At 70.8% G+C, this 13557-nt stretch carries 12 protein-coding genes; 7 read left to right on the top strand and 5 right to left on the bottom strand.

Going from position 1 to position 13557, the window contains the following annotated elements:
* The first annotated feature begins 24 nt into the window (after window positions 1–24).
* From DBP14_RS11100 to DBP14_RS11075, 6 genes are all read left to right on the top strand, one after another.
* The gene (locus tag DBP14_RS11100; protein WP_129307058.1) at window positions 25–897 is read left to right on the top strand and encodes an LLM class flavin-dependent oxidoreductase; all 873 of its coding nucleotides are present in this window, start codon (window positions 25–27) and stop codon (window positions 895–897) included.
* 60 nt (window positions 898–957) lie between these two features.
* Complete coding sequence (locus tag DBP14_RS11095; RefSeq protein WP_164992302.1) at window positions 958–1746, top strand: methyltransferase domain-containing protein; 789 nt, start codon at window positions 958–960, stop codon at window positions 1744–1746.
* 754 nt (window positions 1747–2500) lie between these two features.
* Entirely contained in the window at window positions 2501–3274 is a 774-nt protein-coding gene (locus DBP14_RS11090; protein WP_129307055.1) for an isoprenyl transferase, read from the top strand.
* 318 nt (window positions 3275–3592) lie between these two features.
* Complete coding sequence (locus DBP14_RS11085) at window positions 3593–4918, top strand: PhoH family protein (RefSeq protein WP_129307052.1); 1326 nt, start codon at window positions 3593–3595, stop codon at window positions 4916–4918.
* Window positions 4919–5334: 416 nt separating this feature from the next.
* Window positions 5335–6030: a transglycosylase SLT domain-containing protein gene (locus DBP14_RS11080; RefSeq protein ID WP_206739253.1), complete on the top strand. Its 696-nt coding sequence runs from the start codon at window positions 5335–5337 to the stop codon at window positions 6028–6030.
* Window positions 6031–6244: 214 nt separating this feature from the next.
* Entirely contained in the window at window positions 6245–7618 is a 1374-nt protein-coding gene (locus DBP14_RS11075) for an AI-2E family transporter (protein WP_129307050.1), read from the top strand.
* 27 nt (window positions 7619–7645) lie between these two features.
* On the opposite strand, the gene DBP14_RS11070 is transcribed toward DBP14_RS11075, so the two are convergent.
* On the bottom strand, window positions 7646–8179 hold the full coding sequence (locus tag DBP14_RS11070) for an alkyl hydroperoxide reductase (RefSeq protein ID WP_129307048.1): 534 nt from the start codon (window positions 8177–8179) through the stop codon (window positions 7646–7648).
* Window positions 8180–8182: 3 nt separating this feature from the next.
* The gene (locus DBP14_RS11065; protein ID WP_129307046.1) at window positions 8183–8737 is read right to left on the bottom strand and encodes a peroxiredoxin; all 555 of its coding nucleotides are present in this window, start codon (window positions 8735–8737) and stop codon (window positions 8183–8185) included.
* A 134-nt stretch (window positions 8738–8871) separates the two neighbouring features.
* On the opposite strand from DBP14_RS11065, the gene DBP14_RS11060 reads away from it, so the two are divergent.
* Window positions 8872–9828, top strand: coding sequence for a LysR substrate-binding domain-containing protein (locus DBP14_RS11060; RefSeq protein WP_129307044.1), 957 nt, complete (start codon window positions 8872–8874; stop codon window positions 9826–9828).
* Between the two features lie 116 nt (window positions 9829–9944).
* Here the strand turns inward: DBP14_RS11060 and DBP14_RS11055 are convergent, their stop codons facing one another.
* From DBP14_RS11055 to DBP14_RS11045, 3 genes are read right to left on the bottom strand one after another with little or no spacing between them, the layout of a single operon-like run.
* Window positions 9945–12299: an FtsX-like permease family protein gene (locus DBP14_RS11055; protein ID WP_129307043.1), complete on the bottom strand. Its 2355-nt coding sequence runs from the start codon at window positions 12297–12299 to the stop codon at window positions 9945–9947.
* The gene (locus tag DBP14_RS11050) at window positions 12296–12985 is read right to left on the bottom strand and encodes an ABC transporter ATP-binding protein (protein WP_129307041.1); all 690 of its coding nucleotides are present in this window, start codon (window positions 12983–12985) and stop codon (window positions 12296–12298) included. The genes DBP14_RS11055 and DBP14_RS11050 overlap by 4 nt, the downstream gene beginning before the upstream one ends.
* Window positions 12982–13506 carry a PadR family transcriptional regulator gene (locus DBP14_RS11045; protein ID WP_129307039.1) on the bottom strand — a complete coding sequence of 175 codons (525 nt, stop codon included), beginning with the start codon at window positions 13504–13506 and terminating at the stop codon, window positions 12982–12984. The genes DBP14_RS11050 and DBP14_RS11045 overlap by 4 nt, the downstream gene beginning before the upstream one ends.
* Window positions 13507–13557: the final 51 nt, after the last annotated feature.

The raw sequence follows: 13557 nt of genomic DNA, 5'->3' as shown, positions 1-13557 counted from the left end.
CTCCCCGTCGACTAGGACTGCACCATGACTGGACTCGGTGCTGTCTTTCGGCCTCAACTGCCTCCAGAACGCCTCCGTGCGGTAGCCGAACTCGCTGATGACGTCGGTCTCGAAGAGCTGTGGTTGTGGGAGGACTGTTTCCGGGAGGGCGGGGTTTCGACCGCCGCCGCCGCGCTCGCGTGGACCGAGCGGGTGCGGGTCGGGGTCGGGCTGTTGCCCGTCCCGCTGAGGAATGTGGCGGTCACCGCGATGGAGGCAGCCTCGCTGGAGCGGATGTTCCCGGGGCGGGCCATCCTCACCCTCGGGCACGGAGTGCAGGACTGGATGGGCCAGGTGGGAGCACGTGCCGCCTCACCGCTCGCCCTGCTCGGCGAGCACCTCGACGCTCTGCGCGCGCTGCTGCGCGGAGAGCGCCTCACCGTGAGCGGGCGGTACGTCACCCTGGACGACGTCGCGCTCGACTGGGCACCGCAGCGACAGGTCGAGGTCTTCGCCGGCGGCACCGGACCCCGCACGCTCCGCCTCTCCGGGACGAAGGCCGACGGCACCCTGCTCACCGCCGCCACGTCCCCGGCCGGGGTGCGGGAGGCCCGCCGCATCGTCGATGAGGCGCGCGGGGCGGCCGGCCGCGACGGGGCCCACAAGGTCGTCGTCTATCTGCTGACCGCCACCGGTGCCGGTGCCGCCGAACGGCTCCGTGCCGAACTCCTCTCCGAAGGACTGGAGTCGGTGCCGGACCTGGGTGCCGCCGGAGACGCGGCCGCCGTGGCCGAGGCCGTGCGGCGACTGGCGGAGGCCGGCGCCGACACCGTGGTTCTCCAGCCGACCGGCGACGAACCCGACCCGGAGGGATTCGTACGGTTCGCCGCCGAGGAAGTCCGGCCCCTGGTGCCGTAGCCCGACGGCCGTATACAAGCAGCCGCGGACCCGTCGCCGCGCGGTGTGAGGATGAGAAATATGGCCGAGTCGCGCTCCTTCGCGGAGCTTGTCGCTGAGGGAGCCGCCGTACCCACCGAGGGGTGGGACTTCTCGTGGTTCGAGGGGCGGGCCACCGAGGCCCGGCCCTCCTGGCGGTACGCGCGGTCGGCGGGGCGGCGGCTCGCCCGCGCGCGGGCCGCGCTGGACGTCCAGACCGGGGGCGGCGAAGTGCTCGACTTCGCCCTGGGGTGCGCCGAGCCGGAGCGCCCGCTGTCGGTCGCCGCCACGGAGGGGTGGGCGCCCAACGTCGCCAAGGCCGCCGCGCTGCTGCGGGCGCGGGGCGTGGTGGTCGTGGCCGCGCCGGACGACGCGCCGTTGCCGTTCGCCGACGGGGCCTTCGACCTCGTCCTGAGCAGGCATCCGGTCGCCCCGCACTGGGCGGAGATCGCGCGCGTGCTGCGGCCGGGCGGGACGTATTTCGCCCAGCACGTGGGGCCCGCCAGCGTGTTCGAGCTGGTGGAGTGGTTCCTCGGAGCGCAGCCGGAGGCGGTGCGCCGGGCCCGGGATCCCGAGCGGGAGCGCGCCGGGGCCGAGGCGGCGGGGCTGGAGGTCGTGGAACTGCGGTCCGAGCGGCTGCGGATGGAGTTCCACGACATCGGCGCCGTCGTCCACTTCCTGCGCAAGGTGATCTGGATGGTGCCCGGCTTCAGCGTCGAGGCGTACGAGTCCCGGCTCCGTGCGCTGCATGAGCGCATCGTGGACGAGGGGTCGTTTGTCGCCCACAGCACCCGGCATCTCTTCGACGCCCGCAGGCGCACCGACGCCTGACAGCGCCGCCCCCTGAAGCCCGCGTCCGCAACGTGCCGCGATGACCGGAATCGGCCTCCACGGTTTCCACATCGTTATCGGCCGTGGTTCACATCCGCCACATCGTTCACGTAAGTTCAGACCAAGGTAATTCGCGTGAGCAAAGTCGCGCGGCGGCACCGCGCGGTGGAGGGGGCTGCGCGGTGCCGCGACCCCGCCGGACCCGGCTCGGGAAGCGTCAAGTCACCGTTCGCTGACCGGGTAGCCCGTGGGAGGGACCCCCGGACAACTCGCCGGGTATTCCCCAGGATGGCGCAAACCCTCTGGTTCCCACCCCGGACGGCCGTATCTTCCTGGGAATCCGCTGTGAACCGGCCATGAGACACCCCTGATCGCAGTGCTCCGCGCTCACCTGGGCGTCGCCGGGTGACTTCGGAGAGTAGTTGTGCCACGCCGATGCACGCGTCATCACTTACGAAGGGTTATGGTGGAAACCCCCCCTCGGGCCGGTCCGTCTCCCCCCCACGGACCGGCCCGTTTTTTTGCCCTGGACCCGCCCGTTTTTTGCCCGGGCCCGGGAACTGCCGCGCGGCGCCCGAGCATCCCTACTCACGAGGCACGGAGCCGTCCCCACGGGCGACGGCGCAGCCCCGGACCGGACCCCGCCCGCACCAGCGGTAGGCTCAACGGCTCCGGCATCCAACCCGGCGACCGAACCGGCGACAGCCGGCGACCGACCCGCATCCCAACCCCTGCGCACCCCCCGGAGGGCCTCGTGAACCTGCGCGACAAGCTGCGCGGCCTGCTCGTCAGGCTCTACGCCCGCCGGGTGGAAGGTCACCTGGACCACGCCTCGGTGCCCAAGCACATCGGCGTCATCATGGACGGCAACCGCCGCTGGGCCAAGGCCTCCGGGTCCAGCACCGTGCACGGACACCGGGCCGGCGCCGACAAGATCGGGGAGTTCCTCGGCTGGTGCTCGGAGACGGACGTCGAGGTCGTCACCCTCTGGCTGCTGTCCACGGACAACTTCGACCGCGCCGCAGACGAGCTGGTCCCGCTGCTCGGCATCATCGAGGACGTCGTACGCTCCCTCGCCGCCGACGGGCGCTGGCGCGTGCACCACGTCGGCACGCCGGACCTGCTGCCCGCGGGGATGCAGCGCACCCTGAAGGAGGCCGAGGAGGCCACCGCCGACGTCGCCGGAATAGTGGTCAACGTGGCCATCGGCTACGGCGGCCGCCAGGAGATCGCCGACGCCGTGCGCTCCATGCTCGCCGACGCCCACGACCGGGGCGTGTCGATGGAGGAGCTCGCCGACTCCGTCGACATCGACATGATCGGCCGTCACCTCTACACCGGTGCCCAGCCCGACCCCGACCTGGTGATCCGCACCAGCGGTGAACAGCGGCTGTCCGGTTTCATGCTCTGGCAGACGGCCCACTCCGAGTACTACTTCTGCGACGTCTTCTGGCCGGCCTTCCGCAAGGTCGACTTCCTGCGCGCCCTGCGCGACTACGCCGCCCGCCACCGCCGCTACGGCGGCTGACCGGCACCCGGGCACCCAAGGCACCCTCCCCGCCCGGTAACGAGGAGTTCACCGGCTCGCTGTTGGCCGTATTTGCATGGTCGTGCGCGTTCGAGGGCATAAGCCAGTCAGGTCGACACCCGAACCACGGGCGTCGTATCTCAGCGGGCGGCACGGGGCCGTCCGCCCGGGAGGCCCTTTGCACGAGCCCTGCCGTGCGGTCACTGCACGGAAGCAGCCGGGGAGGGCCGGTTCACGGCCCGCCACGTGCGAAGGCCGTTCACCGGTCCAGCTCCGCTTCGTCGCTCCCCGACCTCATCCGAGGGGGTACGTCCTTCCGTGGTGACCAGCACAAAGCGCCACAAGCCAGACCGGCGCACCTATGTTCTCGACACCAGCGTCCTGCTGGCCGACCCGAACGCCCTGACCCGCTTCGACGAGCACGAGGTCGTGCTCCCCATCGTGGTGGTCACGGAGCTGGAGGCCAAGCGGCACCATCCGGAACTCGGCTACTTCGCCCGCCAGGCCCTGCGCCTGCTGGACGACTACCGGGTGAAGCACGGTCGCCTCGACGCCCCCATCCCCATCGGGGAACTCGGCGGGACCATCCGTGTCGAGCTCAACCACTCGGACCCCAGCGTGCTGCCCACCGGCTACCGCCTGGGGGACAACGACTCCCGCATCCTCGCGGTGGCCCGGAACCTGCAGGCCGAGGGGTACGACGTCACCGTCGTCTCGAAGGACCTGCCGCTCAGGATCAAGGCGTCCTCCGTGGGCCTCCTCGCCGAGGAGTACCGCGCGGAACTCGCCATCACGGACACCTCCGGCTGGACCGGGATGTCCGAACTGACCCTGCCCGGCGAACAGGTGGACGTCCTCTTCGAGGAAGGGCACGTGTATGTGCCGGAGGCCGCCGGCCTCCCGGTGCACACCGGCCTGACCATCCAGTCCGAGCGCGGCAAGGCGCTCGGCCGAGTCACCGCCGACGGCAACGTCCGTCTGGTGCGCGGCGACCGGGAGGCGTTCGGCATCAAGGGCCGCAGCGCCGAGCAGCGCATCGCGCTCGACCTGCTGCTCGACCCGGACGTCGGGATCGTGTCGATGGGCGGCCGGGCCGGCACCGGCAAGTCGGCGCTGGCGCTGTGCGCGGGCCTGGAGGCGGTCCTGGAGCGCCGTCAGCACCAGAAGGTGATGGTCTTCCGGCCGCTGTACGCGGTCGGCGGGCAGGAACTGGGCTATCTGCCGGGCAGCGAGGCGGAGAAGATGAGCCCGTGGGCGCAGGCCGTCTTCGACACGCTGTCGGCCGTCACCTCCCGCGAGGTCATCGAGGAGGTCACGTCGCGCGGCATGCTGGAGGTCCTGCCGCTCACCCACATCCGCGGCCGTTCCCTGCACGACGCGTTCGTCATCGTCGACGAGGCCCAGTCGCTGGAGCGGAACGTGCTGCTGACCGTCCTGTCCCGGATCGGGGCGAACTCACGGGTCGTTCTGACCCATGACGTGGCACAACGGGACAACCTGCGCGTCGGGCGCTACGACGGAGTCGTCGCCGTCGTCGAGAAACTGAAGGGACACCCGCTCTTCGCGCATGTCACGCTGACCCGGTCCGAGAGGTCCCAGATCGCGGCCCTTGTGACCGAAATGCTCGAAGACGGTCATATCTAAGGACGTATCCAAGGGCGTGGGTGATACGTCCAGTTGGCGCCGTCCGGTGAAGGCGAAGAGCCTAGCCGGGCGGCGCTGTCGTGTGTGGCCGTTTCCGAAAACCTCCTGGGCCAAACCGGGTGTGACCTTTCACACGCAACTCGGAATTGCCACCCGGCGCCGGGTTACGGCAGAGTCTCATTCCTGTCAGGCCCCGCATACGGCACACCTGTACCCCCAGCGGTACGGCACCACAGAGGTAACACGTCAACTCCATAGCGTCGCCGTATGCCGCCCGTGCACCACGCGGCGCTCCCCGTAGGGGAGTTGCCCACCGGGCCCGCGCCTCCCGTGACCCCGCAGTTGGGAGGCCAGTGTCAGGGGCACGATTGCGTCCGCCAGGGTCACCGAAGCGGGCGATGCTGGAAGGAACCCGTGTGAGCCGGATCTCGGTCCGGGGATTCGCAGTGGCCTCGGCCACCGCGGTCACCGCTGTCGGAAGCGTCGTCGGTGTTGCCTCGGGCAGCACCATGCACAACAACGACGCAGAGGCGACGGCAACCGACGCCACGCTCCTCGCAGACATCCCCGTCGGCCAGCAGGCGCAGGTGCAGACCGCGTCCCTGACGCAGCAGGCCGACTCCCAGGCCATCGCGGCCGACGCGAGCGCCAAGAAGGACGCCGAGGAGGCGGCCCGCAAGGCGGCAGCCGAGACCGCGGTCGCCAAGAAGGCGTCCGCCGAGAAGGCCGCGAAGGAAGCCAAGGAGCGCATCGAGGCGAAGAAGGCGGCCAGCCGCAGCGCCAGCCGCGACTCCTCCAGCTTCCCGGTCCAGAGCAGCTACTCCGTGGCGCAGATCCAGGCGATGGCCCGTCAGATGGTGGCGGGCGGCCAGTTCCAGTGCTTCAGCAACATCGTGGACCACGAGTCCAGCTGGAACTACCACGCGGTGAACGCGTCTTCCGGTGCGTACGGGCTGTTCCAGGCGCTGCCCGGCTCCAAGATGAGCTCCGCGGGGGCCGACTGGCAGACGAATCCGGCCACGCAGATCAAGTGGGGCCTCAACTACATGAACAGCCGGTACGGGAGCCCTTGCCAGGCTTGGTCGTTCTGGCAGGCCAACCACTGGTATTAGCATCCGCTGGCTTCGGCCGTTCGACACGTGCAGGTCGTACGTGGCTTGGCGCGCCCACGCGGCGGAGCCGCATATCGAACACCGCCCCGCGCCCCTTTCAGGGGCGCTGCAGTGGGCCTCAACCTTGTGAAGCCCCTCCCCGTCATAAGTGGGAGGGGCTTTCGCACTGTACGGTCGGGGGCGGACCAGGATGCGCGGGGGAAGAGGACGGACCATGTCGCGAGTGCCAGGGTGGCTGGGCCGGCTCGGTGCCGGGCTGACCGACATCAGTGAGCGCCTGGACGAGCGCCGCGCGCAGGCCGAGAAGGAGGAGCGGGCCACCTCCGGACCGGTCGGTGAGGATCCTGCCGTCGACCCGGTCCCGCCCGTCCACCGGACGACGGTGACGGTGGGGCCCCGGCCCGACCCGGCGCAGGCCGTCCCCTGGGGCGTGCGGGTCGCCGCCGAGGCCGGCTGGCGGCTGCTGGTCCTCGCCGGGACCGTGTGGGTGCTGATGCGGATCATCAGCGCCGTCCAGCTGGTCGTCTTCGCCTTCGTCATCGCGCTGCTCGTCACCGCGCTGCTCCAGCCGACGGTGGCCCGGCTCAGGCGCCGCGGGGTGCCGCAGGGCCTGGCGACCGCGCTGACCGCCATCTCCGGGTTCGTCGTCATCGGCCTGATGGGCTGGTTCGTGACCTGGCAGGTGATGGAGAACATCGACACGCTCTCCACGCAGATCCAGAGCGGCATCGACGACCTGCGCAACTGGCTGCTGAAGAGCCCGTTCCACGTCACCGACAAGCAGATCAACCAGATCGCGAAGAACCTGCGCGAGGCGATCGGGGCCAACACCGACCAGATCACCTCCGCGGGCCTGGAGGGCGTCCAGGTCATCGTCGAGACGATGACCGGCATCCTGCTGGTGTTCTTCTCGACGGTGTTCCTGCTCTACGACGGCCGGCGCATCTGGCAGTGGACGCTGAAGCTGGTGCCCGCGGCGGCCCGCCCGGCGATGGCCGGTGCCGGTCCGCGCGCCTGGCGCACGCTGACGGCGTACGTCCGCGGCACGGTCCTCGTCGCCCTGATCGACGCGATCTTCATCGGCCTCGGCATCTACTTCCTGGACGTGCCGCTGGCCGTCCCGCTGGCCGTCTTCATCTTCCTGTTCTCCTTCATCCCGCTGGTCGGCGCGGTCGCCTCCGGGGCGCTGGCGGTGGTGGTGGCGCTGGTGACGCAGGGTGTGTTCACGGCGGTCATGACCCTGGCGGTGGTGCTGGCCGTGCAGCAGATCGAGGGCCACATCCTGCAGCCGTTCATCCTGGGCCGCGCGGTCCGCGTCCACCCGCTGGCCGTGGTCCTCACGGTGGCCGCCGGCGGCCTGGTGGCCGGCATCGGCGGCGCGGTGGTGGCCGTACCGCTGGTGGCGGTGACGAACACGGTGGTCGGCTATCTGAAGAAGTACTCGGAGGCGCAGGGCCTTGACGGGCCGCCACCGGCCGTGGCGTCCGCGGGGTCCGAGGGCGCGGCCGTCCCGGGCGAGCGGACCGCCGCCGACGCGGATCCCGGCGAGGGCGCCTTGAACGACGAGAGCCCCGCCCACCAGGGGTGAGCGGGGCTCCGCGGCGGCTACGGCGGCTCAGTCGGCCAGTACCGCCTCCGCGTCGAGGGTGACACCGACCGCCTGGACCACGGACGCGATCTTGAACGCCTCCTGGATCACCTCACGGTCGACGCCGGCCTTGCGCAGCACCTGCTCGTGCGAGTCCAGGCACAGCCCGCAGCCGTTGATCGCGGACACGGCGAACGACCACAGCTCGAAGTCCACCTTGTCGACACCGGGGTTGCCGATGACGTTCATCCGCAGGCCGGCCCGCAGGTTGCCGTACTCGTGGTCGGACAGCAGGTGCCGGGTGCGGTAGAAGACGTTGTTCATCGCCATCACCGCGGCGGCGGACTTGGCGGCCGTGTACGCCTCGGGCGTCAGGTTCGCCTTCGCCTCCGGCGCCAGTTCGCGCAGCACGTCGGCCGAGCGGGAGGCGATCGCGGTGGCGAGCACCGTCCCCCACAGCTGCTGGGCCGGCAGGTCGGAGTTGCCGATGACCGAGCCGAGGTTGAGCTTGAGGTCCTTGGCGTGGTCGGGGACGCGGGACTTCAGCGAGTCGAGCGACATGGGTCACTCACCGGCCAGCAGCGCGACCGGGTCGAGCGTCTCGTCGCCCTTGCTCCAGTTGCACGGGCACAGCTCGTCGGTCTGCAGTGCGTCGAGGACCCGCAGGACCTCCTTGGGGTTACGGCCGACGGAGCCGGCGGTCACCATGGAGAACTGGATCTCGTTGTTCTGGTCCACGACGAAGACGGCACGCTTGGCGAAGCCGTCCTCGCCCTCGATGCCGAGGGCGCGCATCAGCTCGTGCTTGGAGTCCGCCATCATCGGGAACGGCAGGTCGCGCAGGTCGTCGTGGTCCTTGCGCCAGGCGTGGTGGACGAACTCGGAGTCACCGGAGAAGCCGAGGACCTGGGCGTCGCGGTCCGCGAACTCCTCGGTCAGCTTGCCGAAGGCGGCGATCTCGGTCGGGCACACGAAGGTGAAGTCCTTGGGCCAGGCGAAGATCACCTTCCACTTGCCCTCGTAGGTCTTGTGGTTGATCTCCTCGAACTCCTTGCCCTTCTCCAGCGAGACGCAGGCGGTCAGTTCGAACTCGGGGAACTTGTCACCGACAGTGAGCACACGCTCTCCTTGCAGCTAGGAATGGCCCCTTTTGGGGGCTTTTTCCTGTGGGTTGGACGGAGTCGATGTTGGCACAGGGTGCATTGATTAGTGAAATAGCTACACTCGGTCGAGTTGATCGGAGGTAGTTATCAGTGACTGCGGGTAGTGGAAGGCGGAGGCAGCCGAGCCTCTCTCAGTTGCGCGCCTTCGCCGCCGTCGCCGAGTACCTGCACTTCCGGGACGCGGCGGCCGCCATCGGGATGAGCCAGCCCGCGCTGTCCGGGGCGGTCTCGGCGCTGGAGGACGCCCTGGGCGTGACCCTCCTCGAGCGTACGACGCGCAAGGTGCTGCTCTCGCCCGCCGGGGAGCGGCTGGCCGTACGGGCGAAGGCGGTGCTGGACGAGGTCGGGGCGCTCATGGAGGAGGCCGAGGCGGTGCGGGCCCCGTTCACCGGGGTGCTCCGGCTCGGCGTTATCCCGACCGTCGCGCCCTACCTGCTGCCGACCGTGCTGCGGCTGGTCCACGAGCGGTACCCGGACCTCGACCTCCAGGTGCACGAGGAGCAGACCGCGAATCTCGTCGACGGCCTGTCCTCGGGCCGGCTGGACCTGCTGTTGCTGGCGGTCCCGCTGGGCGTGCCCGGTGTCACCGAACTCCCCCTGTTCGACGAGGACTTCGTGCTGGTCACCCCGCTCGACCACTGGCTCGGCGGCCGCGAGGGCATCCCGCGCGCGGCCCTGCGCGAACTCAACCTGCTGCTCCTGGACGAAGGGCACTGCCTGCGCGACCAGGCCCTGGACATCTGCCGCGAGGCCGGTCGCAAGGACGTCCCGGTCACCACCACGGCCGCCGGGCTGTCGACGCTGATCCAGCTCGTCGCCGGCGGCCTCGGCTGCACCCTGCTGCCGCGTACCGCGCTGAAGGTGGAGGCGACCCGCAGCAGCCATCTGCTCACCGGCTACTTCGCCGATCCCGCGCCCAGCCGCCGCATCGCCCTCGCCATGCGCACCGGCGCCGCCCGCGGCGCCGAGTACCACGAACTGGCGGCGGCCCTCCGGGAGGCACTACGGCCCATGCCGGTGAGGGTGGTCGAACAGCGGGAGGGGTGAAGGGCGCCCGCGCGGTTCCCGCCGGATCCCCGCGCGGTCCCCCGAGCGGTCCCCGCGCGACTCTCGCGTGGTCCCCTCGCGGGAAAGCCCTCCACCCCTCGTGCCCCCTTGTGCCGCTACTCCGTGCGCAGCCCGTCCGGGCGCATCAGGCGGAACAGGGGCGGCAGGCTGAGGGCGGTGACCGTGAGGACGACGGCCGCGCCGATCCCGCTCATCGTGAGCACGCTCGGCCAGTCCACCGACACCGTCGCCCCCACCATCTTCAGCAGCACCAGGCCCAGCGTCAGACCCACGGCGCCGGCCAGCAGCAGGCCCAGCGCGATCGGGATCGCCGTCTGCCACAGCACCGACAGGCCCAGCGTGCGGCGCCGGGTGCCGAAGGCGACCAGCGACGACAGCAGCTTCTTCCGCTCGCGCAACTGCTCCAGCTGGGAGACCAGCAGGCTCGCCCCGATCAGTGCCAGCACACAGGTGGCGCCGGCCAGCAGACCGGTACGGATGGAGGTGAACTTGCGGGCCTGCTCGGTGGCCGCCCACACCGTGGCGTCCGACAACGGGTCGATCGCGGCCGCGGTGTTGCGGGCGTACTCGTACACGTCCGGTACGGACGTGTCGAGCGACAGGTACACCGTCGAGCTGACGAACGGCGCCGCGCTGTGGGGCAGCGCGGACGGGGTCAGCAGGAACCCGCCGAACACGATCCCGTCCGGGGCGGTGATCGCGCGGGCCTGCTTCAGCCCGTGCGGCACGGTCCACTCGACGTTCGGGCCCTCGCCGACGCCGTAGTCCGTGGAGAGGTGGAGCGCGCGACCCGGCTTGGCCAGCTTCGCCACGTCGGCGTCCGAGACGTACGACTGGTCGGCCCCCTTCAGCGTGAAGACGTCCCCGTCCTTGCACGAGGGCAGGTGGGCCACGGTGCGCAGCGCGGTGCAGTCGCCGACGGTCAGGGGCACCGAGGTGCCCGGTCCCTTCTTGCTGTGCCAGCTCAGTGCGGCGGCGTCCGAGCTCGCGAGAGCGGTCGCCTTGCGTACGCCCTTGGTGGCGGCCAGCTTCGCCTGCGCCGCGGCCATGGACGTACCCCGCACCAGGTTGACCTGCATCTGGGCCTGGGTGACGTCCTTGCCGGTCTCCTTGGTGTAATCGCTCTCGACGCCCGCGAACACCATCTGGAGGGCGATCGCGCCGGCCACCGCGACCGCGACCCCGTTCACCATGCGGGCGGCCGTACCACTGCTCAACTGCAGCCGCCGTACCGCGAGTTGCCAGGCGACCCCGCCCGGACCCAGGCGGTTGACGACCGCCTCCACGATCCATGGCAGCAGCGCGGTCACCCCGATGAGCAGCAGCAGGACGCCGCCGATCACCAGGTACTCGTTGAAGTTCCCGTTGTCCCGGCCCTGGCCGATCATCGGGGACAGCATCGCGAGGCCGCCCAGCGGCAGCAGCAGCCGCCACCACAGCCGGCGGCGCGCCTGCTTCGCCGTACGGACCACGCCCAGCGGCTCGATGACGACCCCGCGCAGCGCGAACAGCGTGACCAGGACCGCCGCCGCCGGCACGGCGACCGCGACCAGCGCGGCCAGCGCGGGCGTGGGGTTGAGGTAGCTGGGGAACACGCTGATGTCCATGATCTCGACGGAGCCCGCGAGTTCCCGGCCGAGCAGGAAGAAGACCAGCCCGAAGACCAGTCCGACCAGCGACCCGCCGAGCGCCTCGCCCGCCGCGATCCGCCGGGTCATCCGGCTGTCGGAGCCGACCAGCCGCAGCGCGGCCAGCCTGCGGTCGCGCCGCTCGCCGCCGAACCGTACGGCCGCCGCGATGAACACGGCCACCGGCATGAGGAGGACCACGAACACGACCAGCACGAGCAGGATCAGCACCGGGTCGGCCCGGTCGGAGGACGGCTGCGGGTTGCCGAACTCGGTGATCCGGGCGGTCTGCCAGCCGTTGATGCGCGACGCCAGGTTCTTCGCGCCCGCGTAGTACGCCAGTTCGTGCGAGCCGATGAGACCCGGCTCCCCGATCGTGCCGACCACGCGGTACGGCAGCCGCTCACGCAGCAGCGTGCCGTCCCCGGAGTCGAGCAGGCGCTTCAGCGCGGGGGAGACCACCATCTCGCCCGGCGCCGGATACGCCGACAGGCCCGGCGCGAGCGGTGCGCGCGGCCCCTCGGGCTCCACCAGCCGGCCCCGCACGTCCTTGCCGTGGTACGTGGTGTTCGCGTCCGAGATCACCAGGGTGTCGTCGGACTTCACCACGTGCTTGCGGCCGTACGTGTAGTCGAGCCGGGCCTGGTCGCGATCGTGCCGTACCGCCAGCGCGTTGGGGATCGCGGTCGTCAGCAGCAGCAGAGCCACGCCCAGACCCACGCCCACGGCCGTCAGCAGGACCCGTACCCAGCCCTCGCGCCCGCCGGTGAAGGCGAACTTGGCCCCCATGCCCAGGTCCCGGGACCACTGCCGGATCTTCATACGGCCCGCTCCATGTCCCGGGACTTGCCGTCCCGTACGACGATCTCGCGGTCGGAGTAGGCGGCCACCCGGGCCTCGTGGGTGACGAGGACGACGGCGGCGTTGGTGGAGCGGGCCGCGTCGGTCAGCAGCTCCATCACGCGCTCGCCGTTGAGGGAGTCCAGCGCGCCGGTCGGCTCGTCCGCGAACAGCACGCGCGGGCTGGTGACCAGCGCGCGGGCGACGGCGACCCGCTGCCCCTGGCCGCCGGAGACCTCACCGGGCCGCTTCTTCGCGAGGTCGTCGACCTCCAGCCGCTCCATCCAGCCGAGCGCGGTCCGTTCGGCCTCCTTGCGGGAGGTGCCGTTCAGCCGGAGCGGCAGCGCCACGTTCTCCACGCAGGTCAGCTCCGGCACGAGCTGCCCGAACTGGAACACGAACCCGAACTCGGAGCGGCGCAGCGCACTGCGCTCGGCGTCGCCCATCGTGGCCAGCTCGCGGCCGGCGTAGGTGATGGAGCCGGAGTCGGGGGGCACGATCCCGGCGAGGCAGTGCAGCAGCGTCGACTTGCCGGACCCGGAGGGGCCCATGACGGCGACGACCTCGCCGGGGTGGATCGAGAACTCGGCGCCGTCGAGGGCGACCGTCGGGCCGTAGGCCTTGCGCAGGTCCTCGGCGGCCAGCAGGGAGCCGGGAGGAGGAGTCATCGGGCCACCGCCTCACGGAGCTTGTCGAGCCGGGCGGCGGTCAGTTCCAGCCAGCGCAGGTCGGCCTCCAGGTGGAACAGGGCGTGGTCGCAGATCAGCTGGTCCGCGAGGTCGCCCCGGCGCTTGCGGTCGGTCAGGATCCGCATGCTGCGCAGGTGTTCGGCCCGCTGGGAGTCGAGGATGTCGGCCGCGTCGCGGTGGGTGAGGAGCGCGAGGACGACCTTGGTGTAGAGGGCCGACTGGAGGTACTCCTCCGGCTTCTCGGGTGTCGCGAGCCAGCGCTCGACGTCGGTGATCCCGGCGTCGGTGATGGCGTACCGCTTGCGCTCGGGGCCGCCGCCGGCCTCGATCCCGTCGACCTCGACGAGGCCGTTCTTCAGCAGGCGGGACATGGTCGAGTAGACCTGGCCGTAGTGCAGCGGCCGGTCGTGACCGAACTTCTCGTCGAAGGCCCGCTTCAGGTCGTAGCCGTGGCGCGGGCCGGACTCCAGGAGCCCCAGGAGGGTGTGACCGATGGACATGACAGCACTCTACACACGGTGTATACGCGGTATGTATACGCGCAGTGCTTA

The organism is Streptomyces sp. L2 (genome assembly GCF_004124325.1).
GTDB lineage: Bacteria > Actinomycetota > Actinomycetes > Streptomycetales > Streptomycetaceae > Streptomyces.
Note: the sequence above shows the minus strand (reverse complement) of the source record. Positions and strands in the feature narration are given on the sequence as shown.

Excerpts from the sequence above, each read along its gene's own strand:
- DBP14_RS11075 (WP_129307050.1), top strand. The coding sequence starts at position 6,245 with ATGTCGCGAGTGCCAGGGTGGCTGGGCCGGCTCGGTGCCGGGCTGACC.
- DBP14_RS11070 (WP_129307048.1), bottom strand. The coding sequence starts at position 8,179 with ATGTCGCTCGACTCGCTGAAGTCCCGCGTCCCCGACCACGCCAAGGAC.
- DBP14_RS11100 (WP_129307058.1), top strand. The coding sequence starts at position 25 with ATGACTGGACTCGGTGCTGTCTTTCGGCCTCAACTGCCTCCAGAACGC.
- DBP14_RS11095 (WP_164992302.1), top strand. The coding sequence starts at position 958 with ATGGCCGAGTCGCGCTCCTTCGCGGAGCTTGTCGCTGAGGGAGCCGCC.
- DBP14_RS11050 (WP_129307041.1), bottom strand. The coding sequence starts at position 12,985 with ATGACTCCTCCTCCCGGCTCCCTGCTGGCCGCCGAGGACCTGCGCAAG.
- DBP14_RS11045 (WP_129307039.1), bottom strand. The coding sequence starts at position 13,506 with ATGTCCATCGGTCACACCCTCCTGGGGCTCCTGGAGTCCGGCCCGCGC.
- DBP14_RS11055 (WP_129307043.1), bottom strand. The coding sequence starts at position 12,299 with ATGAAGATCCGGCAGTGGTCCCGGGACCTGGGCATGGGGGCCAAGTTC.